The organism is Ruegeria sp. CL5 (genome assembly GCF_056536485.1).
In genome coordinates this window covers 219,885-245,994 of record NZ_JBQFPS010000004.1, presented here as the reverse complement: position 1 = coordinate 245,994, position 26,110 = coordinate 219,885, and the positions used below count along the sequence as shown (strand labels likewise).

28 protein-coding genes are annotated in these 26,110 nt (G+C 55.9%); 17 read left to right on the top strand and 11 right to left on the bottom strand.

From position 1 onward, the window contains the following. Positions 1 to 33 precede the first annotated feature (33 nt). The gene (locus ACR0IU_RS09155; RefSeq protein ID WP_480716027.1) at positions 34 to 219 is read right to left on the bottom strand and encodes a zinc-finger domain-containing protein; all 186 of its coding nucleotides are present in this window, start codon (positions 217 to 219) and stop codon (positions 34 to 36) included. Positions 220 to 306: 87 nt separating this feature from the next. On the opposite strand from ACR0IU_RS09155, the gene ACR0IU_RS09150 reads away from it, so the two are divergent. Beyond that, a complete protein-coding gene (locus ACR0IU_RS09150; RefSeq protein WP_480716129.1) occupies positions 307 to 1,299 on the top strand; it encodes an ABC transporter ATP-binding protein in 993 nt (330 codons plus the stop codon). Here the strand turns inward: ACR0IU_RS09150 and ACR0IU_RS09145 are convergent. Next, entirely contained in the window at positions 1,296 to 1,763 is a 468-nt protein-coding gene (locus ACR0IU_RS09145) for a DUF1203 domain-containing protein (RefSeq protein WP_480716026.1), read from the bottom strand. The genes ACR0IU_RS09150 and ACR0IU_RS09145 overlap by 4 nt on opposite strands. A 197-nt stretch (positions 1,764 to 1,960) precedes the next feature. Here ACR0IU_RS09145 and ACR0IU_RS09140 point away from each other — a divergent pair, with 197 nt between their 5' ends. Then, positions 1,961 to 2,899 carry a DMT family transporter gene (locus ACR0IU_RS09140; protein ID WP_480716025.1) on the top strand — a complete coding sequence of 313 codons (939 nt, stop codon included), beginning with the start codon at positions 1,961 to 1,963 and terminating at the stop codon, positions 2,897 to 2,899. Between the two features lie 38 nt (positions 2,900 to 2,937). Here ACR0IU_RS09140 and ACR0IU_RS09135 read toward each other — a convergent pair whose 3' ends face one another. After that, positions 2,938 to 3,657, bottom strand: a complete 720-nt coding sequence (locus ACR0IU_RS09135) for an NYN domain-containing protein (protein ID WP_480716024.1) — start codon at positions 3,655 to 3,657, stop codon at positions 2,938 to 2,940. 96 nt (positions 3,658 to 3,753) lie between these two features. After that, on the bottom strand, positions 3,754 to 4,866 hold the full coding sequence (locus ACR0IU_RS09130; RefSeq protein ID WP_010438374.1) for an S-(hydroxymethyl)glutathione dehydrogenase/class III alcohol dehydrogenase: 1,113 nt from the start codon (positions 4,864 to 4,866) through the stop codon (positions 3,754 to 3,756). A gap of 129 nt (positions 4,867 to 4,995) precedes the next feature. Between ACR0IU_RS09130 and ACR0IU_RS09125 the strand changes: the two genes are divergently transcribed. Beyond that, positions 4,996 to 5,283, top strand: coding sequence for an I78 family peptidase inhibitor (locus ACR0IU_RS09125; protein ID WP_170774604.1), 288 nt, complete (start codon positions 4,996 to 4,998; stop codon positions 5,281 to 5,283). Between the two features lie 2 nt (positions 5,284 to 5,285). On the opposite strand, the gene ACR0IU_RS09120 is transcribed toward ACR0IU_RS09125, so the two are convergent. Beyond that, positions 5,286 to 6,011, bottom strand: a complete 726-nt coding sequence (locus ACR0IU_RS09120; protein ID WP_480716023.1) for an SDR family NAD(P)-dependent oxidoreductase — start codon at positions 6,009 to 6,011, stop codon at positions 5,286 to 5,288. Positions 6,012 to 6,194: 183 nt separating this feature from the next. On the opposite strand from ACR0IU_RS09120, the gene ACR0IU_RS09115 reads away from it, so the two are divergent. From ACR0IU_RS09115 to ACR0IU_RS09095, 5 genes are read left to right on the top strand one after another with little or no spacing between them, the layout of a single operon-like run. After that, entirely contained in the window at positions 6,195 to 7,523 is a 1,329-nt protein-coding gene (locus tag ACR0IU_RS09115) for an NAD(P)/FAD-dependent oxidoreductase (protein WP_480716022.1), read from the top strand. Next, positions 7,480 to 8,016, top strand: a complete 537-nt coding sequence (locus ACR0IU_RS09110; protein WP_480455928.1) for a hypothetical protein — start codon at positions 7,480 to 7,482, stop codon at positions 8,014 to 8,016. The genes ACR0IU_RS09115 and ACR0IU_RS09110 overlap by 44 nt, the downstream gene beginning before the upstream one ends. Beyond that, the gene (locus tag ACR0IU_RS09105; protein ID WP_480716021.1) at positions 8,016 to 9,239 is read left to right on the top strand and encodes an MFS transporter; all 1,224 of its coding nucleotides are present in this window, start codon (positions 8,016 to 8,018) and stop codon (positions 9,237 to 9,239) included. Before ACR0IU_RS09110 ends, ACR0IU_RS09105 begins: the two co-directional genes overlap by 1 nt. After that, a complete protein-coding gene (locus ACR0IU_RS09100; RefSeq protein WP_480716020.1) occupies positions 9,236 to 9,853 on the top strand; it encodes a DUF3833 domain-containing protein in 618 nt (205 codons plus the stop codon). Before ACR0IU_RS09105 ends, ACR0IU_RS09100 begins: the two co-directional genes overlap by 4 nt. Then, positions 9,850 to 10,392: a DUF3833 domain-containing protein gene (locus ACR0IU_RS09095; RefSeq protein WP_170774592.1), complete on the top strand. Its 543-nt coding sequence runs from the start codon at positions 9,850 to 9,852 to the stop codon at positions 10,390 to 10,392. Before ACR0IU_RS09100 ends, ACR0IU_RS09095 begins: the two co-directional genes overlap by 4 nt. Before the next feature lie 36 nt (positions 10,393 to 10,428). Here ACR0IU_RS09095 and ACR0IU_RS09090 read toward each other — a convergent pair whose 3' ends face one another. From ACR0IU_RS09090 to ACR0IU_RS09080, 3 genes are all read right to left on the bottom strand, one after another. Beyond that, positions 10,429 to 11,217, bottom strand: a complete 789-nt coding sequence (locus ACR0IU_RS09090) for an ATP-binding cassette domain-containing protein (RefSeq protein ID WP_010438358.1) — start codon at positions 11,215 to 11,217, stop codon at positions 10,429 to 10,431. A 1-nt stretch (position 11,218) separates the two neighbouring features. Then, positions 11,219 to 12,343 carry an ABC transporter permease gene (locus ACR0IU_RS09085; RefSeq protein WP_010438354.1) on the bottom strand — a complete coding sequence of 375 codons (1,125 nt, stop codon included), beginning with the start codon at positions 12,341 to 12,343 and terminating at the stop codon, positions 11,219 to 11,221. A gap of 86 nt (positions 12,344 to 12,429) precedes the next feature. Continuing rightward, complete coding sequence (locus ACR0IU_RS09080; RefSeq protein WP_029621694.1) at positions 12,430 to 13,380, bottom strand: sugar ABC transporter substrate-binding protein; 951 nt, start codon at positions 13,378 to 13,380, stop codon at positions 12,430 to 12,432. Between the two features lie 188 nt (positions 13,381 to 13,568). Here ACR0IU_RS09080 and ACR0IU_RS09075 point away from each other — a divergent pair, with 188 nt between their 5' ends. Beyond that, entirely contained in the window at positions 13,569 to 14,567 is a 999-nt protein-coding gene (locus tag ACR0IU_RS09075) for a LacI family DNA-binding transcriptional regulator (RefSeq protein WP_010438347.1), read from the top strand. 2 nt (positions 14,568 to 14,569) lie between these two features. Here the strand turns inward: ACR0IU_RS09075 and ACR0IU_RS09070 are convergent, their stop codons facing one another. Genes ACR0IU_RS09070 through ACR0IU_RS09060 form a run of 3 tightly spaced genes read right to left on the bottom strand, consistent with a single transcriptional unit; the run spans position 14,570 to position 17,733 of the window. Next, complete coding sequence (locus tag ACR0IU_RS09070) at positions 14,570 to 15,703, bottom strand: Gfo/Idh/MocA family protein (RefSeq protein WP_480716019.1); 1,134 nt, start codon at positions 15,701 to 15,703, stop codon at positions 14,570 to 14,572. A 13-nt stretch (positions 15,704 to 15,716) separates the two neighbouring features. Continuing rightward, a complete protein-coding gene (locus ACR0IU_RS09065) occupies positions 15,717 to 16,610 on the bottom strand; it encodes a TIM barrel protein (protein ID WP_480716018.1) in 894 nt (297 codons plus the stop codon). Positions 16,611 to 16,629: 19 nt separating this feature from the next. Next, positions 16,630 to 17,733: a Gfo/Idh/MocA family protein gene (locus tag ACR0IU_RS09060; RefSeq protein ID WP_480716017.1), complete on the bottom strand. Its 1,104-nt coding sequence runs from the start codon at positions 17,731 to 17,733 to the stop codon at positions 16,630 to 16,632. 129 nt (positions 17,734 to 17,862) lie between these two features. On the opposite strand from ACR0IU_RS09060, the gene iolD reads away from it, so the two are divergent. From iolD to ACR0IU_RS09020, 8 genes are all read left to right on the top strand, one after another. Beyond that, a complete protein-coding gene (iolD, locus tag ACR0IU_RS09055) occupies positions 17,863 to 19,731 on the top strand; it encodes a 3D-(3,5/4)-trihydroxycyclohexane-1,2-dione acylhydrolase (decyclizing) (protein ID WP_480716016.1) in 1,869 nt (622 codons plus the stop codon). Then, positions 19,731 to 20,570: a phytanoyl-CoA dioxygenase family protein gene (locus tag ACR0IU_RS09050; RefSeq protein ID WP_480716015.1), complete on the top strand. Its 840-nt coding sequence runs from the start codon at positions 19,731 to 19,733 to the stop codon at positions 20,568 to 20,570. The genes iolD and ACR0IU_RS09050 overlap by 1 nt, the downstream gene beginning before the upstream one ends. After that, on the top strand, positions 20,567 to 21,544 hold the full coding sequence (gene iolC / locus ACR0IU_RS09045) for a 5-dehydro-2-deoxygluconokinase (RefSeq protein WP_480716014.1): 978 nt from the start codon (positions 20,567 to 20,569) through the stop codon (positions 21,542 to 21,544). The genes ACR0IU_RS09050 and iolC overlap by 4 nt, the downstream gene beginning before the upstream one ends. A 12-nt stretch (positions 21,545 to 21,556) precedes the next feature. Further along, positions 21,557 to 22,414: a 5-deoxy-glucuronate isomerase gene (locus ACR0IU_RS09040; protein ID WP_170542102.1), complete on the top strand. Its 858-nt coding sequence runs from the start codon at positions 21,557 to 21,559 to the stop codon at positions 22,412 to 22,414. Continuing rightward, positions 22,411 to 23,241 carry a class II fructose-bisphosphate aldolase gene (locus tag ACR0IU_RS09035; RefSeq protein ID WP_480716013.1) on the top strand — a complete coding sequence of 277 codons (831 nt, stop codon included), beginning with the start codon at positions 22,411 to 22,413 and terminating at the stop codon, positions 23,239 to 23,241. Before ACR0IU_RS09040 ends, ACR0IU_RS09035 begins: the two co-directional genes overlap by 4 nt. Position 23,242: 1 nt before the next feature. Continuing rightward, a complete protein-coding gene (iolG, locus tag ACR0IU_RS09030) occupies positions 23,243 to 24,232 on the top strand; it encodes an inositol 2-dehydrogenase (RefSeq protein WP_480716012.1) in 990 nt (329 codons plus the stop codon). A gap of 380 nt (positions 24,233 to 24,612) precedes the next feature. Continuing rightward, complete coding sequence (locus ACR0IU_RS09025; protein ID WP_480716128.1) at positions 24,613 to 24,957, top strand: tyrosine-type recombinase/integrase; 345 nt, start codon at positions 24,613 to 24,615, stop codon at positions 24,955 to 24,957. Between the two features lie 120 nt (positions 24,958 to 25,077). Beyond that, entirely contained in the window at positions 25,078 to 25,998 is a 921-nt protein-coding gene (locus tag ACR0IU_RS09020) for a hypothetical protein (protein WP_480716011.1), read from the top strand. Positions 25,999 to 26,110 lie beyond the last annotated feature (112 nt).

Sequence of the window (26,110 nt, the reverse complement as noted above, 5' to 3'; positions counted from 1 at the left end):
GCCAGTTGAGACCGCCTGCCGTTCTGACCGCCCTTAAGCTTCCTGTTCGGAAACCGCGCCGCGCAGCACGTATTTGCAATCGCAATAAGGGCATTCGACCCAACCGGTATCCTCGGGGATCTGCAGCCAGACACGCGGATGGCCCAGTGCGCCCTCGCCACCGTCACAGGCGACGCGGGTGGTTTCCACGATTTTGGTTTCCGGCGCTTCGATGGTCACGGCTTGCGATCCTTCTTTGGTTGTCGGCCTCGCGGGCATGTATTAGGTGCGTTTATGAGCGATGAGCAATCCGGGGGCAAGGGCCACATGTCCGATGCGGCAATCACAATCAAATCACTGCGCAAGACCTATCGTGGCAGCAAAGGTCAGCCCGAGAAACAGGCCCTGAAAGGGATCGATCTGACGGTACCGCATGGGTCCGTTTTCGGCCTGCTTGGCCCCAATGGTGCCGGCAAATCAACCCTGATCAACATTCTGGCGGGGCTGGTTGTCAAAACATCTGGCAGCGTCTCGATCTGGGGCTTCGATCAGGATCGAAACCCGCGCCAATCGCGCGCCGCCATCGGCGTGATGCCGCAGGAACTGAACCTTGATCCGTTCTTTACACCACGCGGCGCGTTGGAGGTGCAGGCCGGGTTGTATGGCATTCCAAAATCGGACCGGCGGAGCGATGAGATTCTTGACCTCGTTGGCCTTGCCGAAAAGGCCGAGGCATATGCACGTACGTTGTCCGGCGGAATGCGGCGGCGTCTGCTGTTGGCCAAGGCACTGGTGCATCATCCCAAGATTCTGGTGCTGGACGAACCAACCGCTGGTGTGGATATCGAACTGCGACAGATGCTGTGGGCCAATGTGCGTAAGCTGAACGAACAGGGTATGACCATCATCCTGACCACGCATTACCTGGAAGAAGCGCAGGAGATGTGTGATGAGATCGCCATCATCAATCACGGCGAAAAGATCGCGCAGGACAGCACCGCAAATCTGTTGGGCCGCATGGACAGCAGGACCATGGTGATTGTGCCGGATCGCCCTATTCAGGCTCTTCCAATGGCAGAAAACGTGACCGCGGCACAACGTGAGAATGGCGATCTTGTGCTACAGTATCACAGCAATCTGACCACGGCTGAGCAGGTACTGGAGGCAGTACGTCAGGCCGGTATCCGCATTCAGGATGTGCGAACCGAAGAGGCCGATCTTGAGGATGTGTTCCTAGCTCTCACTTCGAGCCGGGCCGACGACCTGCCAGTCGACGACCCGAACCAACCACGTCGCGGGATGCATCGCGTCAAGCTTTAGGCACGATCAATCCGCGCGTGATAGCAGTTGTTCAGCGCTGATCGGACATGGATGTATGCAACGTCGGCACGGTCAAATATGTTCGCAACCGCTTCCTGAAACTGCGCTTGAGGCGCAATGATGCCGGTTCCATAGATAATCCGATCATCCGATCCATAGCCTTTGATCAAGTAGTTCGGCGAGTCGGTCAGCGTTTCGGGAACCCCATCTTCATCCTCGTGGCGCGCGCAAGGTTCGGCACATAGGAAGATCGGGCCGGTTTCCGCATAGGGCTGAGTTTCCGCAAAGGGCCTGTACGCTAGTACCAGCATGTCTTTGCCCTCTGGTATGTATTTTAAGCAATGACGGCAAGGATTTCCCCCACCGTCAGAAATTGCGCGCTCTGGCTGGTTTCCATAACCATCAGGCCCGCCGGAACGGTAGGCCTGAACTTGTTCGGTCGGTAACGCTGAAATCCTGTACATGATGTATCTCCTTGATTTTGAGAGATCATGACCATCGCTTACCGCTGGTTCGACCCGTTTCCTGCGCATTGCAAAATTTGCAATGCGGCTTGCCAAGAGATGTTAGCGGTAAAATTAGGGCTACCCGTCGCGGCAAATTGAGTCTAAGCAACCAACAAACACTCCAAACGAATTCTTCCGTGATTGAGGCCTCTGATATGAGCGCTCAGAACTCCACCCTTCGTGGGCTAGCCTTTGCGTTCTTGGGCTTTGCCGTCTTTGCCACCCATGATGTGTTCATCAAAGTGTTGGGCGGTACCTATTCGGTATTGCAGATTATTTTCTTTGCCACTTTGTTTTCGTTTGTTCCGATGGCAGTGACTATTCTGGCTGACAGAACGACTGGCAACTTCGTGCCGCACCACCCGTGGCTGGTGCTGCTGCGATCCGCCTTGATGGTCACTGCGATGTCCTGCGCGTTCTACGCCTTTTCGGTCCTGCCGTTGGCCGAGGTCTATTCGCTGCTGTTTTCCTTCCCTCTGATCGTTACCGTCCTCTCGATCCCAATTCTTGGCGAAGTGGTCCGCGCTCAGAGATGGGCTGCAGTCGGTGTCGGCCTGATCGGTGTCCTGATCGTCCTGCGCCCAGGCGCAACCGATATTACATTGGGCCATCTGGCAGCCCTGTCCGCAGCCTTCTGCAGCGCGTTCGCCTCGGTTCTGGTCCGCAAGATCGGCAATGAAGAGCGGTCGGCTGTTCTGATCCTCTACCCGATGCTGCTCGCCATTGTGGTCATGAGCATCGCCCAACCAGCAGTGTATCAACCACCCTCACTGCTGCATCTGGCGATGATGGCATTAGTCGGCGTGCTCTCGGTGATTGCACAGCACCTGATCATCCTCGCCTACCGAGCCGCTCCGGCAGGGGCCGTTGCCCCCAGTCAGTACAGCCAAATCATCTGGGCTACGATTTTCGGCGTAATATTCTTTGGCGAACACCCGGATATCTGGGTCGCGGTCGGCGCAAGCATCATCATCGCTTCTGGCGTTTTTGTGGTTTGGCGTGAAAGCCGGACGAACACGACTTCGGCCAATACGCCGGTGTTGCGGGTCAGATCGCCTCGGTCGGATACTGGCGCGACACGACCTGGGGAGTAAACCAATTTGAGATCAATCACCTAATGCCCAAAGGCAGATCATCTTCCGGCCTTTAATCTGATCTTGAAGTCACCGTTTGTGCCTTTCTCATCAAACTTACCAGTGGCACGAACCAATTCACTTAGCTTCGAGAATCCATAGGTCCTGGGATCAAAATCAGTATAGATTTTGTTGAGCTGGCTGCCCACCAGTCCCAATTTTAGCCAACCTTCTGGCTCATCAAAATTACGCATGACGTTTCTGATCAACTGAAACGCATGGTTCAATTCGCGCTTCGATTTCAGCGCATCGTCTCTTTCTTCATGGGGTGCGCTTGCTTCAATGTTTTCGATGTAAATAAACCGGTTGCACGCTGCGACAAACGCCTGTGGGGTTTTGAGTTCTCCAATTCCATACACATCCAACCCTTGCTCACGAATACGACTGGCAAGGCGCGTGAAATCACTGTCCGAAGATACCAAAACAAACCCGCCGAACCGTCCAGAGTGCAGAATATCCATAGCATCAATGACCAGCGCGATATCACTGGAGTTCTTTTTGGACGTATTGGCAAATTGCTGATGGGGAACGATGGCATATTCCGCCAAGGTTTTACCGTCCCATCCTTGAGACGAACCATTAGAAAAGTCACCGTAAACTCGCCTTAACCCGGCCTCACCCAATGTGGCGATTTCTTCAAATATCTCTGCAGAATGTTTTGCGGGTACGTTGTCCGCATCAATCAGAACCGCCAGACGGTCCGTCGTTCTAGTTGCCACCTTAATCCCTCAACTCAAAATTTAATTCATAAAGAGGAATGTAGGCACAAAAAAAGGGCGGGCAAAAGCCCACCCTCAGCAATTATCTATTCTTAATCAATAAACTACGACTGATCGGATACTCTCGCCCTTATGCATCAGGTCAAAACCATGATTAATATCGTCCAGACCCATGGTGTGTGTGATCATTGGATCAATCTCGATTTTTCCGTCCATGTACCAATCGACGATCTTCGGAACGTCGGTCCGGCCACGCGCGCCGCCAAATGCGGTACCACGCCAAGAGCGACCGGTGACCAGTTGGAACGGACGGGTCGAAATTTCGGCACCTGCAGGCGCCACGCCGATGATGATCGATTCACCCCAGCCTTTGTGGGCCGACTCAAGTGCAGCGCGCATCACGCCTACATTACCGGTGGCGTCAAAGGTATAGTCCGCGCCGCCCTTGGTTAGGTTAACCAGATAAGGCACCAGATCGCCTTCAACTTCGGACGGATTGACGAAATCAGTCATGCCGAACTTGGTGGCCATTTCCACCTTGGCCGGGTTGAGGTCGACACCGACGATCTGATCGGCTCCGGCTAGGCGAAGGCCCTGAATGACGTTCAGGCCGATACCGCCCAAACCGAACACGATGGCACGGCTGCCGATTTCTACCTTGGCTGTGTTGATCACCGCGCCGATACCGGTGGTCACACCGCAACCGATATAGCAAATCTTGTCGAAAGGCGCGTCCTCGCGCACTTTGGCCAGCGCGATTTCCGGAAGAACCGTGTGGTTCGAGAAGGTCGAGCAACCCATGTAGTGCAGGATCGGATCACCATCCAGCGTCGAAAAACGCGAAGTGCCATCGGGCATGAGACCTTGGCCCTGCGTCTCACGGATTGCCTGGCACAGATTGGTCTTTGGGTGCAGGCAGTATTCACACTCACGACATTCAGGAGTGTAAAGCGGAATGACGTGGTCACCCGGCTTTAGGCTGGTCACGCCCGGACCAACCTCGACCACCACACCGGCACCTTCGTGGCCCAGAATGGCGGGAAACAGGCCCTCAGGATCCGCCCCAGACAGGGTGAATTCATCGGTGTGACAGATGCCTGTCGCCTTGATCTCGACCAGAACCTCACCCGCTTTGGGGCCTTCAAGGTTCACGTCCATCACTTCCAAAGGTTTGCCTGCCTGAACGGCAACGGCTGCACGGGTTCGCATGGTGCATATCTCCCTGTCTATTTTGCCCGACCCTGCGTCAATTGCAGGGTTTTTTCAACTGCACTTTCGTGACAGGTTGGCTAAATCTTTGATATTTCAGAAACGACACCACCAGAAAGTCCTGCGCCAATGTACCGTTTTTTTCCGATCCTGATCCTATTAGCCGCATGTACCGAAGGCTCTGTTCCGCAAAATGAAACGCTTGCAGCGGAAGATGTGGCTGTCGATTTGGCCTTCTGTAAGGGTGAACCTTTTGCTGATGCAATCGGCCAGCCGGTCTCAACCATACAGGCGCAACTTCCCGAACGGTCACGCGTTCTAGGCCCGGATGATATCGCCACTCAGGATTATCGCATCGATCGGCTAAACGTCTATGTGAATGGCTCAGGCACCATTCAAAGACTTACCTGCGGATGAAATCACTTGCCCCGATAGACCAGAATGTCAGGCAAGTAGTCGATCAGGCGGATAATCCAAGAAAATGGGGCCGGAAAATCGGTACGGAATCGGCGGTGGGACATCGCCCGGACCACCCGATCAGCAGCATCTTCGGGCGTCATTATCATGGGCATGTTAAAACTGTTCTTGTTGGTTAGACGGGTTTTGATGAATCCCGGATTGACGATCCGGACAGTGACGCCTGTACCTGCCAAATCATGGCGCATCGTCTCGGCCAGCGAGATCAGGGCAGCTTTGCTGGAGCCGTAAGAGATCGCATTGGGAAGCCCATGATACCCGGCTAGCGATCCGATCAGGGTGATGTCTCCATTTCCCTTCTGAATTAAGTCAGGTACCGTTTCGCCCAGAACACGCAATGCGCCGAAATAATTAACGTCACTGATCGCCAAGGCAGCTTCGGTGTTCCAATCGGCCGTATTGATCGGATCATAGGTGCCCGCATTGTAGACAAGCCCATCAAATGCGCCGACCTCAACCACAGCACGGCAGACAGCATCAAGATCGGTCACATCAAATGGGACAGCACGTGTATTGGGCAACTTCTCACAAATCTCGGCCAGTCGTGATGCATTGCGCGCCGACAAGATAAGACGCGCCCCTTGACGGCTAAGCGCCTCGGCCAGCGCTTTGCCCAGCCCTTCGCTGGCGCCGATGATCCAATAGGTCTTTCCGTCAAATCTGCTCATTTAAGGGCCTTTTTCGCACTGCTGAGTTCAATACGGCGCGATGACTACTTTGGATCACGCGTAGTGCTCTGAGCATAGGGCAGTCATCATCACGTAGTGCGATGGAAAAAAACTTCTACTCCGATTGATCCAGTGCGCCATTCCCTGCGTATCCTTTTGTAAAAGCCGAATAACGAGGATGGAATGTTCGACGAAACCCGGTGCGTACGCAAGAAAATCGCAGTTATTGGTGCAGGCATTTCAGGTCTCTCCGCAGCTTATTACCTTTCTGAAAATCACGATGTCACCGTGTTCGAGGCTGAACCTCGACTTGGTGGCCATGCCCGTACGGTAATGGCCGGTAAGAATGGTGATCAGCCGGTCGATACCGGTTTTATCGTCTTTAACTACGTCACCTACCCCTATCTGACGCGATTGTTCGATGAATTGAACGTGCCCGTCACAAAAAGCGAAATGAGCTTTGGCGCCACCATCGACAATGGCCGCATCGAATACGGGCTGAACAACCTGCGCACACTGACGGCGCAGAAACGAAATCTTGCGCGTCCGGCCTATTACAAGATGATCGCCGACATCCTGCGCTTTGGAAAAGAGGCCCCCGAGGCCGCCCAGGACGATGACACCACTATCGGAGAGCTGGTGGATCAGCTGCGCCTCGGCCACTGGTTTCGGCACAATTACCTGATGCCAATGTGCGGCGCGATCTGGTCAACACCGGTTGAGTTTGTCGATCAATTCCCCGCCCGCTCTCTGGTCCAGTTTTTCCGTAACCATGCGCTGCTGGCTTCCGGCCGCGCCAATCAGCATCAGTGGTACACCGTGAAAGGCGGCAGCATCGAATATGTCCGTCGGATCGAGGCAGCTTTGCGCAAGCGAGGCAGCGATATTCGTCTAGCTTCACCCGTACAAGGGATTGAACGGCATGATCTGGGCGTCACCGTACATGCAGGTGGCGAGACTGATTTGTTTGATGAGATCATTATGGCCACCCATTCAGACCAGTCCCTCGCCATTTTAGGTGATGCGGCGACAAAGGCGGAAAAACATGCTCTCGGTGCGATCAAGTATCAGCCGAACAAAGCCATTCTTCACTGTGATCCCCGCCAGATGCCACGGCGGCGTGCCTGCTGGTCCAGTTGGACCTACCGGTCGCAAAAAGGCAATGTTGGGGTCACATATTGGATGAACCGGCTACAGAACATCCCCGACAGTGATCCGCTGTTCGTGACACTGAACGCTGCATCAGACATTCCTGCGGACAAAATCTATGACGAGGTCGAATTCGCCCACCCGGTATTCGACAAAGCCGCCTTGCGCGCTCAAGGGCAGATTCGTCAGATGCAGGGACATAACCGAACCTGGTTTGCCGGTGCCTATAACCGGCATGGCTTTCACGAAGACGGGATCGCCAGTGCCATGCACGTGGTTGAGCGCATAACTGGCACCCCGCAGATAATCGGAGCTGACAATGATATCTCTGAAAAAGAAATCGCCGTTCCTGCCTCGGCCTAATCTAACTGCGACGTTGGTGTCGCTGGTGCTGCTAGCCCCCGGAGGACTGGCAGCGTCACCCGTTTTTGGTGCCCTAAACGATGCTGAGTTACGCGGATCAGCGACGTTCCGCTATTTGGGATTCCCGATATACGATGCGCAGCTGTTCACCCCAGGCGGCACGCCTCTGAACTGGAGCCAGGATTTCGGGCTTGAACTGCGCTATCGCCGAAACCTGTCCAAAAAGGCTCTGGTGAACTCCACATTGGACGAGATGAAGCGGATCGGACGTGCCGCCCCCGTGCGCAGCCAACTTGATGTCTGTTTCGACGCCGTCAGCAAAGGCGATCGCTACCTTGCAATCTCGCAAGGGCCAAACAAGGTTGGGTTCTGGCTGAACGGGCGCAAAGTTTGCACCATGTCCTATCCGGGCATCAAACGCAGCTTCATGTCGATCTTTTTGGGCGACAACACCCGGTCGGCATCATTCACCCGGACATTGCGAGGCAACTGATGCTGTATCCGCGGGTCAGCCTCTATGCGTTGATGCTGGCTGCGGCGGGTATCCCGCTTTACATCCATCTTCCGCGGTTTGCGGCCGTAAATCTTGATATCGGGCTAAGTGTGATCGGGGCCGTTCTGCTGGTCATCCGGCTAGTTGATCTGGTGCAGGACCCGCTGATCGGCTGGGCGATTGATCGCTGGCCGGGCGGGCAAATCCTGTTCGCCACGGTCGCTGCGCTGGGTCTGGCGGTCGGGTTTCCATTACTTTTCGGACTGCCGGAAGGGGCCAGTATCCCTGTATTAGTGTCGATTTTGATCCTTTTGTTTTCAGCCTACAGCCTCGGAACCATCCTGCTCTACGGACGCAGCGCAACGCTTGCAAAACAGGCCAACCCGAAAGAGTTAATGACTCTGGCTGCGTTCCGAGAGGGTGGGCAACTGACCGGCGTGATAATCGCCGCCGCTGCACCCGCCCTGTTCGTAGCCGTTGGTGCTGGCGCACAAGGATATCCGGCCTTTGGTGTGTTCCTGGGAATTCTGGCGGTCGTGACATTGGCCGTGACATTGCCAATGTGGCGACGCACTCCAATCACTGGGCACGGGCTGTCCTTCGCGGGCCTTGGGCAGGCGGGGGCTTTACGTCTACTCGCTCTGGCGTTGGTGAACAGCCTACCCGTTGCGATCACCTCAACCCTGTTCCTGTTCTTTGTCGAAGACCGACTGCAACTGCCAGGCAAAGCGGGGCCTTTATTGATCTTGTTTTTCCTCAGCGCGGGACTCAGCGTGCCGTTCTGGGCAAAGCTCAGCAACCGAATTGGCCCGAAACAGACTCTGATGATTGCCATGCCGCTGGCCATTCTCGGTTTTGTCGGGGCCGCGCTTCTGGCCCCCGGCAATCTGGCCGGTTTCGCGATCATCTGCCTGGCATCCGGGGCCGCTTTGGGCGCGGATATGGTAGTTCTGCCCGCCATGTTCTCGGTCGTTTTAACCCGGGCCGGGTTGAACGCCTCTGCTGCATTCGGCATCTGGTCCTTCGCAGGCAAGCTTGGGCTCGCGCTGGCTGCCTTTTTCACTCTGCCGCTGCTTGAACGCAGCGGCTTTACACCCGGACAGGCAAATTCGGCTGAGGCTTTGAACACACTCACCCTCGCCTATGCTGTCCTGCCCTGCATTCTTAAACTCGGAGCGTTTAGCTTGGTCCTGACGCTCCCGACAGAGGTCTCTGCCAAATGAAAACGCTCATGTTCTGTCTTCTCGCCATATTTGCGGTGTTCGCTGTGAAGAACCGTTTCCTCAGCTTCCGGTCGCAATCACCGTCCGACTACAGCGGGACCGGGCCTGAGTTTTCGCTGAAGAAGAACCTGAATGGAGAGATCCTATCGGAAGGGCTGATCTATGGCCCGAACGGCAAGATGTCGAACAGCTTTGTCGCGCGAATGGTCGGCGAATGGGAGGGCAACACCGGCACGTTGTCCGAGTATTTCACTTATTCCAATGGCAAACATATGACCCGCAAATGGTATCTGACGCTAGGCACCGGAAACACCTTCACCGCCACGGCCGATGATATTGTGGGCGAGGGCAAAGGTGTGATCTCGGGCGCGACCGTAAAACTGACCTATCGCATCATCCTGCCCGAAGATGCGGGCGGGCACACACTGGATGTGACGGACTGGATGTACCTGACTGAAAATGGGGTGATCATGAACCGTTCCGAGATGCGCAAATTCGGGATCAAGGTTGCAGAGTTGGTCGCCACGATGCGCCCGGCCCCCGAGGTCAAGTCGACCCATCTGCGTGGCGCAAATGTGCATGATTCAGACTCTGATCTGCGGATTTTGCAATGATCACCCGCCGCACTCTTGTTGCGATCGTCGCCCTCGCGGGGCTGGCGACGCTTGCCGCCTGCGCGGGTAAACCCCGCGTCCCTAACACGTTCCTGTCAGACCGCCAGTTGAACCTTGAGGAATTCTTTGAAGGTAAGACCGTCGCCTACGGCCAGTTTCAGGATTTGCTGGGCAACGTCCCTCGTCGCTTCACGGTCGATATCGACGGCAAGTGGGACGGTGAGACCCTGACGCTTGTTGAGGATTTCGTCTACGACGATGGCGCCACCGAGCAACGGATTTGGACTCTGACCAAAACCGGCGAAGACACTTGGACCGGCACCGCGCCCGGTGTGCTGGGCACTGCCAGCGGGGTTGAGCGAGGCGATACGTTTAACTGGAAATACAAAATCGATCTGCCGGTTAAAGATGGCACTATGCGGGTTAATTTCGATGACTGGATGTGGCTCTTGTCCGATGACCGGCTACTGAACCGAGCCTACGTCTCACGATATGGCGTGAGGTTGGGTGAGGTCATTTTGTTCTTTGAGAAAAAGTAGCCACCCCGCCAGTACAGCCAGCGGGGTGTAATAAGCTCAAACCGTTCCGCCCAAGCTGCCTTCCAGCTCGACCATTTCCTGACCACCGGCCATCAGGTCCTGCAGCTCTTCAGGGGTGATCTGGCCACGCTGCGCCGTACCTAGCGTCTGGCCACGGTTTAGAACCGTGAATCGGTCACCCACTGCCAATGCATGACGAACGTTATGGGTGATGAAGACAACGGCAATGCCCTGCTTGCGCACTTTGTCGATCGTCGCCAGCACGTTGGCCGTTTGGCGCACACCAAGGGCCGAAGTCGGTTCGTCCAAGATCAACACCTTAGCCCCGAAATGCACAGCACGCGCAATGGCAACAGTTTGGCGTTCACCACCCGATAACGTGCCAACCGCTTGATCGGGTCCACGCAGGTTGATGCCCATCTTCTTCATTTCTTCCATCGTAACCTTGTTGGCATAGTCATGATCGAAAAGCTGGATAGGACCGACCTTCTTGACCGGCTCGTTGCCCATGAAGAAGTTACGAGAAACCGACATCAGAGGGATCATCGCCAGATGCTGGTGGACTGTCGCGATCCCGGCTTCGATCGCATCGCGCGGGTCCGCGAAATGCATGGGGTGGCCTTCAAACAGAATCTCGCCATGCGTGGGCTGGTGTACCCCGGACATAGTCTTGATGAAGGTCGACTTACCCGCGCCGTTATCGCCAAGAAGACAATGACATTCACCGGGGAACACATCCACCGAGACACCTGCCAGTGCGATCACGCTGCCGAAGTGCTTTTCGATGTTCTTCATCTGGATGATGGGTGCATGTTCGGGATTCATATCAACGCTCCCCTGTGATGATGCGGCGAATATAGGTGTTAAGGATCACGGCCCCCAGAAGGATCACACCCAGGAACACCCGGAACAGTGAGCTTTCGACCCCGGCAAAGAACAAGCCCTGCTGCACGACCCCAAAGATCAACGCGCCAAGCGCAGCACCCAGAACCGAGCCGTAGCCTCCGGTCAGAAGCGCGCCACCGATGACAACGGCAATGATCGCTTCGAACTCTTTCAGCAGACCCCGATCGGCACCTGCGGATCCAAACTCCATCACCTGACAGACGGCGAAGATCGTGGCGCAGAAGGCGGTAAACATGAACATCAGAATTTTGACCCGGTTCACGGGAACACCCGAGTTACGGGCCGCCTCAGCATCACCACCCGACGCGAAAATCCAGTTTCCGAATTTGGTCTTGGTCAGCAACACATGGCCAAAGATGATCAACACGATCGCCCAGACAATCAGCATCGGAACCCCATCCACGACGGGCTGACCTTGACGCGTGCCGCGTTCGAACACGGCGATGATCCCGGCGTCCCCCATCCACTGAAAGAAACCTTGCAGGATTTTGCCGCCAAAGATTGGCGCCAGCCAATCACCCTCGGCCGCATCCTTTACACCACCAATGATGGTTTTGCGTTCGATCACCTGCGGCAGAAAGATTGTGAAACCACGCAGGATAAACAAGAAGGCCAGGGTGACAATGAAGCTGGGAAGCCCAGTACGGATCACGATCCAACCATTCAGCGCCCCAATTGCCAGTGCCATGGCGAAGGTAACGATGATGGCCATCCAGACCGGCCAGGCCAGTGTGACCGAAAAGATTGCGATCATCATCCCTGAAAAGCCGATCATCGAACCGACTGACAGGTCAAACTCACCGGCGATCATCAGAAGACAAGCACCCACGGCAATGATCATGAACTGCGCTGATACAACCGACCAGTTCATCATGCCCTGTGCGTTAAACATCCCGCTGTCGAAAGCAAAGAGCAGGAAAAAGGTGAACACAGCGACCGTGCCAACCATTCCGCCAAGTTCCGGCCGGATCAGCGCCTTGCGCAGCGGAGAAATCTCTTTGATCCGTTCGTCGGTTACAGCCGTATTTTGAGCAGACTCGCTCATAAGAACGCCCCTCCGAGTTATGCAGTGATTTTGCGTCTGAAAGTCAAAACGGGCACCCCATGCTCAGGGTGCCCGCGTTTAAAGAATTAGCGGTACTCGCCAGCGAATTCTTCGATTTTGCTCAGACCGTCTGCAGTTACGAAACCGGGGCCCGAGTTGATGTTGTTGCCTGGCAGAACACCGTAGCGGTGGTAGTTTGCCATAACAACAACCGGCAGATATGCCTGCAGGAAGGGTTGCTGGTCGATACCCCACTGGATCACGCCGGACTTGATGCCTTTGACGATTTCACCACCCAAATCGAAGGTGCCGAAATAGATGTCACCAGCCATGCCGTTTTCTTCCAGGGCCAGGATAGTCGGATCAGCCGAGGTCGGGCCAAGCGTCAGCACGGCATCCGTATCCGGATTCGCCGACAGATAGGCCAGCACACGGTTCTTAATTTCGGCAGGGTCCTGACCGGCGTCAATCATCTGATCGCCCAGTTCGATCCCCAGACCGTCTGCAAAACCCTGGCAGCGTTCCTGGCTGGAGGGTTGCACGATATAGTGGTTCACGCACAGGAACGAGCCGATTCCGTCGCCTTTGGCCCGCTGGCCTGCGGCGAATCCGGCGTCATATTCGGGCTGACCAACATACATCAGAGCGCCAACTTCACGCGCTTGATCCGGGGTGCCGGTATTCATGATGATCACGTCTACACCCGAATCCACGGCCGATTTGATTGGACCACTCAACACGTCATAGTCCGCCAGCGTGGTAATGATCCCATTCGGTCCCGAGGCCGCGGCCTGATCGATGATCCGCGCCATATCGGCAAGGTCGCCGGTAGGCGGGTTGCGATATTCAACCTCGACACCCATCTGGTCGCCCGCAAGCGCGATACCATTCTTGATGGTATTCCACCAGCTGTCGCTGTCAGGGGCGTGGCTAACCAGAATGTATTTCTCACCCTCAGCCGCAGCGCTCGTGGCTGCGATCAAAGGCGTCGCTGCGACGACAGCGGCCAGTGCCAGCTTCTTCGTCAGTGAAGTCATAATGTCCTCCCAAAACATATCGTTTTCCCGGAATGAGGTTTTTTCTCCGAACCTCTCCGACTCGATTTAGAACATATCTGATATCTTTTTGCAACCGGTTGCAAAACATATTGGAAGTGTTTCATACTGTATCTGCCAGAGAATACGGGTAAAAGGGCTGCTAAAAACTTAGAAAGGTCAGGCGGAATATGGCTGTCACATTGAAAGAGGTTGCAGAACGCGCGGGGGTTTCCCGGTCCGCTGTGTCGCGCACTTTCACCGATGGAGCCTCGGTTTCCGACAAAATGCGCCGCAAGGTTGAGAAGGCCGCGCGTGAGCTGGGATACAGCCCAAACGCCCTGGCATCCTCGCTGACAACAGGACGTACAAAACTGATCGGGCTGGTCTCGAACAACTTTCATAACCCTATTTTTCTTGAAGTCTTCGACCTTTTTACCCGCGGTCTACAGGACCGCGGCCTGCGCCCGTTGCTGGTGAACCTAACCGATGAGGTAGATCCGGCAAACTCGGTTCGTATGCTGCGGCAGTATTCGGTTGATGGCGTCGTGGTGGCATCCTCGACGTTGCCACCTGGTTTTGCCAAAGCGTTTCGCGATGCAGGTGTACCAGTGGTTCACAGTTTCGGCAGGTCCTCTTCGTCACCCCAGGTTCATGTTGTGGGCATCGACAACGTGGAATGCGGGCGCATGGCGGCGCGCGAACTTGTTGCACGCGGATATGGAAAGGTGGCTTTCCTTGGCGGACCCGAAGCCGCAACTTCTACACAAGATCGCCATGCGGGCTTCATGTCGGAAATGGCGCTGCACCCTCAGATCACTGTGACCTGTTCATTTGCCGAGGCCTACTCATTTGACGCAGGTCGTCAGGAAATGCTGAGCCTTTTGAAATCTGAACGGGCTGATGCCTATTTCTGCGGTGATGACGTATTGTCCATCGGAGTGTTGTCCGCGATTCTGGATAGTGGCCTAAACGTGCCCGAGGATATTGGCATCATTGGCCTGAACGACATGGAAATGGCGCGGTGGGAGAATATCGACCTCACCACGATCCATCAGCCAATCCGCCAGATCGTCAGTTCCTCGATCGAGTTGATGGTGGCGACCCTGAACGAGCCTGACCGATACCCTGAAGCGCGCATCTTTCCCTGCTCGGTGGTGGAACGGGGCACGTTGCGCCCCGTCCCTTAAATTTATCGGAACATCGGTGGGCGCGCATCCATCCACACGCTGCCCTGTTTTGCCGACTCGACTGCAGTATGCACCGCTGCCATCGACCGAACGCCGTCTGCAGCATTCGGCAGACCGTCACGGGTTTCTCCGGATATGGCATCCGCCAGATCGCAATAGATATTCGCAACAGCCAACGGGAACCCTTCAGGATGCGCAATCGCCACGCGGCTTAGGCGCTGAGCCTCTTCGTGCAAACCGCCTTCACCTTTTTCGATGATCTGCATGCGACCGCCAACAGGCGTATAGATCAACTGATTTGGCTGCTCGGACGCCCAGCGCAAGCCGCCTGTTTCCCCAAACACCTGAATGTCGAACCCGTGCTGCCGACCGATGGCGACAGACGATGTCCACAGCCGACCGACCGCGCCTTTTTGCGTCCTGAAATTGACCATGGCGTCATCTTCCAGTTCGCGGCTACCAATGGTGGATGCGAAATCCGCCGACAGAGTCTCAACCTCATCATCGGCGATAAAACCAGCCATATGCATTGCATGGATTCCACAATCGGCGAACTGCCCGGACACGCCCGCCATCGCCGGATCATAGCGCCAGCGGACGCGCGGATTGTCGGCATCAGTGGCATCCCCATGATGGCCATGGCTGAAATTGGTGACGACAAGACGGACCTTACCAATCTCACCGGCGCGCACCATCGCACGGGCCTGACGCACCATCGGATAGGCCGAATAGCAATAGTTTACCGCGCAAATCTTGCCGGATTTCTCGGCAACTTTGACGATCTCTTCGCCCTCCTCCACGGTCATGGTCATGGGTTTTTCGCAAAGCACATTGAAGCCGGCCTCAAGGAATTCCTTGGTGATCTCAAAATGCGTGGCATTGGGCGTGGCCACGGTGACCAGATCGATCCGGTCTTCGCGTCCGCGCTCACCTGCCAACATCTCAGTCCAATCGCCATAGGCACGGTCTGCCGCGATGCCCAACCTTTGCGCGTATTCGCGACCAACATCGGGCCGGTGATCCAGCGCCCCAGCAGCGAATTCGAAATGCCCGTCCGCCAGCGCGCCCAAGCGGTGCGCCGGTCCGATCTGGCTGCCTTCGCCGCCGCCAATCATGCCCCATTTCAGCTTGGTCATCGTCTTGGCCTCCTCAATTGAAACCAATGGATTCGAGGTATTCGCGGTTCTTCCGCGCGTCGCCGACTGGATCAGGATCGAGTGTAGGATCGCAGTCCTGTTCAACCGTGCACCACCCGGTGAAGCCTGCATCCAGCAGCACCTGACGGACCGATGGGAAGTCCACGTCGCCTTCACCCAGATTGCAGAAAATCCCCTGCCCGCAGGCATCGTAAAAGCCCGTCCGGTTGGCAATGACATCCGCCTTCACGGTTGGCGAAATATCCTTGAAGTGCATATACGAGATCCGATCAACGTAGCGCTGCATGAAGCCAACCGGATCAAACCCGGCATAAGAATGGTGCCCGGTGTCGAAGCAGATTTTCAGAAGGTTCTCATCGACTTCATCCAGCAATCGAATGAGTTCCGGCTCAAAGTCCATGAAACCTGCCGCATGGGCGTGCATGCCCACCGTCAGCCCGTATTCTTCCGCGCCAATGCGTGCGCTTTCGGCGATCCGGTCGCGATATGCCGTCCACTCGGCCTTATCCATCTGTTCGGCCTCATCTGCACGGCCGGCGGTTGGTGCGCGACGGGGTGAGATCGCATCGATCAACACCAGATGCTGCGCCCCATGCGCCTTCAACGCGCGGGCGGTACGATGAGTGGCATCCAGCACATCCTCCCACGCGTTAGGGTCATGATAGTTGCGGAACACCACGCCCCCGATCAATTCCAGATCATGCTCGGCAAGCGCATCGGCCAGAACTGTTGGGTCTTCAGGCATAAAGCCCACTGGGCCCAGTTCGATACCCTTGTACCCAGCCTCGGCACAGTCGCTGAGAACGGTTTTCCAATGCGGATTGCGCGGGTCCTGCGCGAATTCCACGCCCCAGGAACAGGGCGCATTACCAATTCTGATGCTCATCTTGTCTTGTCTCCGATGCTCAGAAATCTTCGATGTTTTTCCAGTTTTCATCCGCCGACGACGCCAGCGCCGCAGCAACGATCCGGTTGACCTCATGCCCGTCACGGAAGGTCGGCCAAACCGGCTTGCCTGTCTCGATCGCGCGTAGGAAATCACGCGCTTCGATGATGATCTGATCCTGATAGCCCGTGCCATGGCCAGGGCCCTGACAGAACGGCTCATAGTCCGGATGGGCGGGGCCGGTCAGGATTTTGCGGAAGCCGCGTTCGGACTCGGGGCCTTCCATGCGGTAGAGCCACAATGCGTTCTGATCCTCCTGATCAAACCGGATCGCACCCTTGGTGCCGCTGATCTCGTAGGCGTATCCCATCTTGCGTCCGGTCGCGATGCGGCTGAAATACATCGATCCCATCGCTCCGTTAGCGAAGCGAACCATCATCTGGGCGTGATCGTCGTTATCCACTTCACCACCCGGGCGGGTTTTATGAACCGTTTCAATCTCGGCCATCACGCGCTCGATTGGCCCAATTAGGGCTAGCGCCGCGTTTATCATGTGTGGCGCTAGATCGCCCATCGTCCCGTTGGACATTCCAGATGTGCGCCAGGTCGCCGGTGCCTGCGGGTCGGCATAAAAATCTTCGGTATGCTCGCCGCGAAACCATGTGACGTCACCGATCTCACCATTGGCGATCAACTGACGGGCATGTTGGCTGGCGGGTGTGCGTATATAGTTGAACCCGACCATGTTGGTCAGACCTGAGGCCTCAGCCGCAGCCACCATGGCATCGCCATCTTCCATCGATGCACCCAGGGGTTTCTCGCATAAAACCGGCTTACCCAGCGCAAAGGCTGCCAGAGCAATCTCACGATGCGTTTCCTGAGGGGTAGCGATCACGACCGCCTCGACCTTTGGATCACTCACAAGCTCGCGCCAGCTATCTGTCGAACGCGCGAATCCATAAGACTGACGATAACGCTCAGCACTTTCTTGAGAGGATGCGCACACCATCTCAAGTCGCGGGCGCAAAGCGGTGTTGAACACTGCCCCGACTGAAGACATGGCGACCGCATGGGCCTTACCCATATACCCGCCGCCCAGAATGCCAATGCCGATATCTGCCATTCCGACGCCCTCCTCCGCTTTTTCTTGAAAACCATTTGCAACCGGTTGCAAAACTTGTATCGTGAGAATAGGACTCTCGCAAGCTGCATTCGGCATTGCACCTCAATTTTCCTAAAGGAGCCCGCAGACATGTCCGCGCAACATGACACTGTTTACCTGACAACGGCGCAGGCGATCATTCGCTGGCTGTCGAACCAATTTATCGAGATCGACGGACAGGAATATCGTTTATGTGGCGGGGGTTTCGGGATTTTCGGCCATGGCAACGTGACCTGCCTGGGAGAGGCCCTGAATACCGTGCGGGATGAGTTGCCACTCTATCGTGGGCAGAATGAACAGAGCATGGGATTCGCGGCCGCAGGCTATGCCAAACAATGGCTGCGTCAACGATTCATGTTCTGCACCGCCAGCGCGGGGCCCGGTACTGCGAATCTGCTGACCGCCGCCGGGCTTGCCCATGCCAATCGCTTGCCGATGCTGATGCTGTGCGGGGATACTTTCATCACCCGCTTGCCTGACCCGGTTCTGCAGCAGATGGAGAACTACTATGACCCGACCTTCGGCGTGAACGACGCCTTCAAGCCGGTCAGCCGCTATTGGGATCGTATCACGCATCCGGCACAGGTCATTCAATCTCTGCCCGCCGCCATTGCGACGATGCTGGACCCGGGCGATTGCGGGCCTGCTTTCCTCGGGTTGCCGCAAGACGTGCAGGGTTGGACCTACGACTACCCGGTGAAGTTCTTTGAAAAGAAAGTCCACCGCATTCGTCGCCAATCGCCCGATGCGGATGAGATCGCTGATGCGGTTGCCGCGCTGGCAGGCGCGAAACGCCCGATGATCATCGCAGGTGGCGGCGTTCAGTATTCCAAAGCTGTCACCGAACTGACTGAGTTTGCCGAGAAGCACCAGATCCCGGTCGTCGAAACCATCGCAGGCCGCGCCAACATGCTGGCAACCCATCCGCTGAATATCGGCCCGATTGGCGTGACGGGTTCAGACAGTGCCAATGCGATTGCAGAAAAGGCCGATGTGATCGTCGCAGTCGGCACGCGGCTACAGGATTTCACAACCGGATCGTGGACCGCCTTTGCCAAGGACGCTCAGTTCATCTCGATCAACGCAGCGCGGCATGATGCGGGCAAGCACATGTCTTTGCCGGTTGTTGGTGATGCCAAGCTATCTTTGAAGTCTCTAACACAGGCAGTTTACTATACCGCTCCTGCTGAATGGGTCTCGTTGGCTCAGGAAGAGCGGCACAAGTGGGATGCCTATGTGACCGAGAATGTCTCTTACGGAAACCGTCCGAATTCCTACGCCCAGGCCATCGGCGTTGTGAACGAACTGTGCGACACGCGCGACCGCGTGGTCGCCGCTGCTGGGGGATTGCCCGCCGAGGTTACAGCCAACTGGCGCACTCTGGATATCGGTACCGTCGATGTCGAGTTCGGCTTTTCCTGCATGGGCTATGAGATCGCAGGCGCCTGGGGTGCGCGCATTGCCCAATCCGAGCGCGAGCCTGAGAAAGACACCATCACCTTCTGCGGTGACGGCTCGTACATGATGTTGAATTCAGACATCTATTCCTCGGTCCTGAGCCGTAAAAAGATGATTGTTCTGGTGCTGGACAATGGCGGCTTTGCAGTCATCAACAAGCTTCAGAACAACACAGGCAACGAAAGCTTCAACAACCTGCTGGAAGATTGCCCGACCATCCCGGAACCCTTCGGGGTTGATTTCACGGCCCATGCCACCGCGATGGGAGCGACGTCCGAGAAGGTGGCGAACCCAGCGGAGCTGGCCGAGGCATTCAAACGCGCCAAAGCCAGCGACAAGACCTATGTGATCGTGATGGATGTGGACGCCTATGAAGGTTGGACAACCGAAGGCCATGCCTGGTGGGAGGTTGGAACCCCTCATACCTCGGCCGATGAAAACGTGCGCAATGCCCATGTTGAATGGGAAACCACTCGTGAAAAGCAGCGTAAGGGTATCTGATGAAACGGTTTACAGCAGAGACAGCCGATCCTGACGTCATTGTCGATGAGCTGCTGAATGGCGGCGGAGCCGTAGCCATCTCAGGCCTGTTCACACCCGAGGAAATCGCCGAAGCCCGCGCGATCGTCATGGAGCATTCCGATGCAGCTGCAGAGAAAGTGACCCACTTTCAAGGTGCTGCGGAAGAGGATGGCAAACTGAACCTGCAGCGACGGGTTTGGAACCTGTTGGCGAAGGGTGATGTGTTTTCTCGCATGGCGGCGCATCCGGTTCTGATGAAGATCCTCCGCAAGTTTCTGGGGACTGAGTTCATCATGGGCTCAATCGCCGCCAACCGCATCCTGCCCGGCGGTCCGGGGCAAGAGCCGCATGTGGATTATCCCTATTGGGACTTTCACAGCCCCGAAACGCATCCCGTGGGTCTCAATGGGTCATTTCCGATGAACGCGCAGGTCTCGGTTTTGCTGGACCCGTTCACTAAGGAAAGCGGCGCGACCGGCTATGTGCCCGGATCGCAGAAAGAGCTGCGGTATCCCACACCTGAAGACAAGTTCTTCGACAAATGCGAGCAGATGACCGGTGAGCCCGGTGATGTCGCTCTGTTCTATGGCGTGACATGGCATTGCGCGATGCCAAACAACGCAGATCACGACCGCAGTGCGATCCTGATCCAGTACCTGCCCAAATGGGTCAAACCGATGGAAGATATGCCTGCTGCGCTACCGCAAGATTTCCTCAATCAAGCAAGCCCCGACATGCGGCAATTGCTGGGTCTGAACTATCCCTACCCCGAGGTGCTTGATGCTGCGCGGGCAGGCAATACCGAGGGGCGCAAGTGACACTAATCAAAGGCATAAAAGGCAACCGCTTTGCCGTGTTTGGACGCGCGGGTATGGATTTGTTTGCTGGTCCCACCGGCACCAAAAGCGTTGATGCGGATACGTTCCATGCCGATCTGGGCGGCTCAAGCGCCAATATCTGCGCGGGGCTGGTCAAGCTTGGCGCTCAGGCCGCGTTGGTTACATCTGTATCAGATGATGCAGTCGGCCGGTTCTGTGTGAACCGGCTGCAGGATTATGGCGTTGAAACGCGATATGTCCGTGCTGTGGGCGGCGAGGCGCGTACGTCCTTGGCTGTCTACGAAAGCTGCATCGAAGACTTTCAGAATGTCATCTACCGCAACGGCGCCGCCGATTTTCAGGTGACCGAAGCTGATATGGATGCGGTGGATTATACCTCGTTTTCTGCCTTGATCACGGCAGGCACAGTGTTTGCGGCAGAGCCTTCTCGCTCGGCTACGTATCGCGCGTTTGAAAACGCGCGCGCCGCTGGTTTACCAGTAATCTTCGACATTGATTATCGTCCCTATAGTTGGCCCTCGGCGCAGGTGGCCTCAGATGTTCTGACCCGCGCTGGGAACGAAAGTGATCTAATCGTCGGCAACGACGAAGAATTCGGCTTTATGGCGGGCGGCATTGAAAAGGGCTTGGACAAAGCCCGCGAACTGGCCGCCAACGGCAAGATGGTGGTCTACAAGATGGGCCATGAAGGAGCCATCACCCTGACCGACGGGCAAGAGATCCGCACTGGAATCTACCCGGTCACCGCGGTGAAACCCAATGGCGCAGGCGATAGCTTCTTGGCCGGTCTGCTGGCCTCAATCGCGGCGGGGCATGACCTGCGCAATGCTGTGCTGCGCGGCTCGGCCTGCGCGTCCATTGTCGTGTCGAAACCCGGTTGTGCCGGGGCCATGCCGACAACGCCCGAACTGGACGAATTTCTGGCCCGACACCCGGGCCCCACGGATACCTGAAAGGAGACGCAGATGCATATCGCGCCCCATGACAACCAGAACAAACCTATTGTCGATGCCGACAATGATCTGGTGCCGCTGAACTATTTCAACATCGTCAAGCTAAAAAAGGGCGAAGTGTTCGAATACGCCGTGCCAGGCTATGAGACTTGCATTGTGCCTGCCACCGGCACTGTGGATGTGGATGTGGACGGCGCGATTTATACCAACCTCGGCAACCGCACCATCGACGTCTGGGATGGCGACCCCGAAGGTGTCTATGTACCCGTCGGCGCCAAAGTTCGTGTCACCTGCGTGACGGACGAGACCGAGACCTTCATCGCGGGCGCGAAGTTCGACCGCGTGCTTGAGCCTTTTGATGTCCGCGTGCCCGAGCTGGATCTGGTTCAATACGGTTCTGACGACACCAAAACGCACCGCAAGATCAAACACATTCTTGGCGCAAACCACCACGACAAGGTGGGTCGCCTGCTGGTGTCTGAACTTTTCACCGTGGGTCAAGGCGGTTGGTCTGGCTTTCCTAGCCACAAACACGACACCGACCGCAAAGGTGACGATGGCGAGATGATCGAAACCCGCCATGACGAGACCTACAATTTCCGCTTCCGGCCCGACTATGGCTCGGGCATCCAGATGCTCCAGCGTGAGGACAACAAGCCGGGTGATGCCTATCACATCATGGATGGTTCAACGATCATGATCGACAAAGGCTATCACCCTTGCGCGGTTCTGCCGGGGTACGAGATGTACTATTTCACCATCCTCGGCGGCCTCAGCCAGCGCTCGCTAAAACAGTACTTCCAACCGACCCATGCAGCCCAGCTGCACACCATCCCCGGAATCATGGACATGGTGGCCAAGTTCAAATGAGCCTTGTGACATTATCGGACTTGCTGCAACCCGCGCTGCGTGGCGGCTATGCCGTGGCCGGGCTGGTGACTTTGGGCTGGGAGGATATGCGCGCCTATGTGGCCGCTGCCGAAGCCGAAGGCGTGCCTATCATCCTACAAGCCGGTCCATCCTGCCGCGAACACACGCCGCTGCCGGTTCTGGGCAAGATGTTCCGCCATTTGGCCGAGGGGGCAAGCGTACCTGTGGTGGCCCATCTGGATCACGGCTACACCCATGAAGACTGCCGCATCGCCATCGACAGTGGCTTCACCTCGGTCATGTTCGACGGTTCGCGCAAACCATTGGCGCAGAACATTGCCGAGACTGCAGCGATTGCCGAAATGGCCCATTCTGCCGGTATTTCCTGCGAAGGAGAAATCGGCTTTGTTGGCTATTCCGGCGGCGAGGGCTCGGACGGAACCGATCCGGATGAGGCCGCGCAATTCGCCCGCGAGACCGGTGTGGACGCGATGGCCATCTCGGTCGGCAACGTCCATCTGCAGCAGAATAAAGAAGGTGGCTTGGACGAGGCCCGCATCCGCGCTATCGAAGCCGTGACTGAAGTACCGCTGGTGATCCATGGCGGTTCAGGGGTACCAGTCGCACAGCGCTCTGCTCTGGCACGCGGGTCGAAAATCTGCAAATTCAACATCGGGACCGAATTGCGGATGGCATTTGGTAATGCCTTGCGTACTGCCGTGAATGCCGACCCGGACAGGTTCGACCGGGTTCAAATCTTGAAAGAAACACATGAACCGGTGGTCGAGGCGACACGCCGGGTTCTACAAGCCTTCAAAGGGGCATGAGATGCTGAATATCGGCTTACTGGGTTGCGGGCGTATCGGGCAGGTTCATGCGCGCTCGATAGGGCAGATTGATGGCGCACGGGTCAGCGCGGTGGCAGATGCATTTGCGGATCCTGCTCAGATGCTGGCCGACAAAACCAGCGCACAGGCCCTGTCGGCGGAAGACCTGATTGGAAGTGCGGATGTTGACGCTGTTGTCATCGGCACCCCGACCGATACCCACTATGATCTGATCCACAAAGCCGCGAATGCTGGCAAAGCGATCTTCTGCGAAAAGCCAGTTGATATGTCCGCAAACCGCATCCGCGACTGCATCAAAGTTGTCGAAGCCACCGGCGTGCCCTTCATGACGGCCTTCAACCGCCGCTTTGATCCCAGCTTTGCCAATATCCAGTCCCGCATCGCCAACGGCGAAATCGGTAACGTCGAGATCGTGACCATACTGTCCCGCGACCCCTCGCCGCCACCGATCAGCTATATCGAAAGCTCGGGTGGGCTGTTCCGCGATATGATGATCCACGATCTGGATATGGCGCGCTTCCTGCTGGGTGAAGAACCAATCAGCGTCTACGCGGTTGGCTCATCACTGGTCGACCCCGAGATCGGCAAGGCCGGAGATGTCGATACCGCTGCTGTCACCCTGACCACGGCGAGCGGCAAGATTTGCCAGATTTCAAACTCGCGCCGGGCAAGCTATGGCTATGATCAACGCATTGAAGTTCATGGTGAGAAGGGCATGTTGCGGGCTGAAAACATGCTGGAAAATGCGGTCGAGATTGCGACACCTGCCGGGTTTCAGAAAGCTCCCGCGCAACATTTCTTCCTTGAGCGATATGAAAGTGCCTATCGGGCAGAAATGGGACACTTCGTTGATGCGGTGTCTCGCGCATCCTCTCCCTCTCCGGGTATCGTTGACGGGTTACGGGCGCAGGAACTGGCAGATGCGGCAGACACTTCCTTGAAGCAGGGATCGGTTGTGAAGCTCGCGTAATACCTCACACACTGAAATGAGGGATAAGGTACGACGCGCTGCACTCGTACCCCCTCAAGAAATCATCAGACATCCTCCAAGCGCGCCGTAACTGTTTAGTATCTGCATGAGATGTCCGGAATGTGTCTGAAAGATTAAATTTTTCGGACGGCGGTACCTGACGGCTTGCGCAATGAGGTTGAGTAACCGCCAAGTGGCAGGACATTGGTCCCGATAGTGACGTATGGACGAAGTCGTCACATCTCACCAAACAAAAGCGGCGCGAGCATCTGCGTCTCTCTTCAGCGGCCATCACGCGGTTGTCGAAAACGCAAGCGGCGCGCGCACCACAACGTCCATGGCTCTTTCCTGGACGCGTTCTTGAACAGCCGTTTTAGGATCTGATAAAGTTCTGGCGGTCAGTTACCAAGTCCAAAGGTTTTGCGAAATATCGATTCCATGATAGCTATCACACGCATGCACAACACTTGGTGCCCAGCGGCTTGAGCCTGTTTTTTGTTGGTGAGATTTTAGGGCACACAAAACCATCGACCACTCAGAGATACGCGCATCTTGCTGACGACCCACTGCGTCATGCCGCTAATGTCAAGGAAGAAAACAAGCGAAGGCGAGAATTCACAAAATCCCGATTTGTGAATCTTTTGTCGTCTGCAGAACGTAAAGTCCTGTGGTCGGCGCGACGGCACCGTCTCAGCCAACATCGTTACAATGAAATAAAGCGTTAACGGCAGGTATGTCGAGTTTGCATTGTAAGCCTCAACATCGAATGCTAACCCACATCTAGTGAATTTGCCCTTTTAGCCGCTCAGATTTCTTGCGGTGTAAAAGTTGTTGGGAATAATCTGATGGCGAAAATTAAAAATACTTGGTCAACGCCAGTGCGCGCGCACTATGACGTGAAATCCAATCGACTCGGAATGCAAGTTTTTCGAGTAATTGGATATGAAATTCAGTTTTGGTTTCGAAAACTGTTCTTGAAGCGCAGCCGCACCAAATCGGAGCTCTCGCGTCGCGTGGAGCTTGATGGCTATGTCGTTATCGAGAATTTTCTTCCTCCGGATGCTTATAAAATGTTGAAGGAGCGGTACTATGAGCTTGTCGAAACAGCGCCAAAGCCGACTAACAAAGGACCAAAGATCGTCGCTCCGGTGCTATGCAACCCACGCACCGCGCAAGTGGATCCGGTAATCAATAAATTGTTTGTCGAAAACGATACTATCAATGAGATTATCGAGAGCACGTCGGCACACCGGCAAAACATACTCCCCCTTATTCGACTGCATCACTATTGGGTGGAACAAGACGACCTGGGCGTTCGGGAGAACGCCCGCACGGATGAGTTGCATTACGATGTACCGCTTAAAAACATGCGTGGGTTTTTTTATATAGAAGACTGTGATCAAACCAACGCGGCCTTCGAATATGCGCCAAAAACTCACGTATTCGGATTGAAGCGCCTATACATGGAATACATTGACAGCCTGGTGCAGTCACGCGCGCGGGAAGGCCGCCCCGAAGCCAAAGTTCAGCCAATTCGAGATGATCTTAAAGAGATTTTGAGAGCTGAACCGAAGCCTCTCGAAGCTAAGGGAAATTCTCTGATCATTTTCAATACGATGGGGCTGCACCGGCGCGGAAGATTTCAGAAAGTCGGAAGCCGAGAGGCTATACTTCTAGATTACCGGTATTTGGACACCGTGGCCAACTATAAAAAGTACCCCGCGCCGATTAAATGGTTGATGCGCGAGCGAGAAAAAACTGCGTGACGATCAATTCCTTCGTCTCGTTCTAGGTATTCCTGCTAGCAACGACCATATCGGCCACCCCTTCGGGAGAGCCAGCACATGCGCTGCAATTCAATCCGCAGTGCCGCTGTTC